Origin of the sequence: Psychrobacter sp. TB20-MNA-CIBAN-0197, assembly GCF_040309765.1 — a bacterium.
GTDB classification, from domain to species: Bacteria; Pseudomonadota; Gammaproteobacteria; order Pseudomonadales; family Moraxellaceae; genus Psychrobacter; species Psychrobacter submarinus.
In genome coordinates this window covers 1-255 of the sequence record NZ_JBEOPC010000971.1, presented here as the reverse complement: position 1 = coordinate 255, position 255 = coordinate 1, and the positions used below count along the sequence as shown (strand labels likewise).

At 40.0% G+C, this 255-nt stretch carries 1 pseudogene; it reads right to left on the bottom strand.

The window, feature by feature from the left end:
- A pseudogene (locus tag AAEY83_RS16765) lies at positions 1-255 on the bottom strand (YjiH family protein); the annotation flags it as partial.

The following is a 255-nucleotide window of genomic DNA, read 5'->3' as shown; positions in this document are numbered from 1 at the left end:
CAATAGCGGTAATAACATGCCAGCAAAAATAAATACTGAAAATAGTACAGGTACTAAATCATTCAGAACTAAGCCACCCGTGGCCGATGAAATAATCGCTTCGGGGCCCACTTGCAAATAAACCATGACGATAAAAATTGCGCCTAGAATGCGCACCGCTAACCAAAATAAATTCACTTTCAGTAAAGTGCGTAAAAAAGTACTTTTACGCACGAATTTAGGATTAATGAGCTGTGTGAGTAACGAGGCCAATGC